The organism is Rhizobium sp. SVR5-9E (assembly GCF_056755095.1).
The window spans coordinates 1-386 of sequence record NZ_JBNDHS010000269.1 but is presented as its reverse complement, the minus strand read 5'-3'; the positions used below and the strand labels follow the sequence as shown (position 1 = coordinate 386).

Sequence of the window (386 nt, the reverse complement as noted above, 5' to 3'; positions counted from 1 at the left end):
TCCCACAGCACCTATGACTGCAAGCAAGACCCTGTCGATCCAGCGCGTGTTCTCGCCGAGCAGGATTTCTGCTCTTAACCAATCGTAATAAGCAGCAACGCAGAGCCGGAGTGCCAAAGCGACGAATACAGTCGAGATGAACAATGTCAGTAAGGCAATTCCGATGGCGTAGCCCGCGTCATGATCCGACCAATGAACAGGCCCAAGGAGCAATCGGAATGATATGAAGGCGAGAGCCGAGAGAGCGACCGACCTCCACATAAGGAACAGCGGAAGAAATGGGCTGACTAGCGCTAGCACGAAGAATAGGATGAACGAGGTCCAAATCAGAGTGGTTGTCATGAAGCAATCAAAAACACAGCAATGTTAAAGTTGAACAAACTGGC

General features: G+C 50.8%; 1 protein-coding gene. It reads right to left on the bottom strand.

The annotated features are described in order from the left end of the window. A partial coding sequence (locus tag ACPYOJ_RS34745) for a hypothetical protein (protein WP_481420286.1) occupies positions 1–342 on the bottom strand: 342 nt, incomplete at its 3' end. Positions 343–386 lie beyond the last annotated feature (44 nt).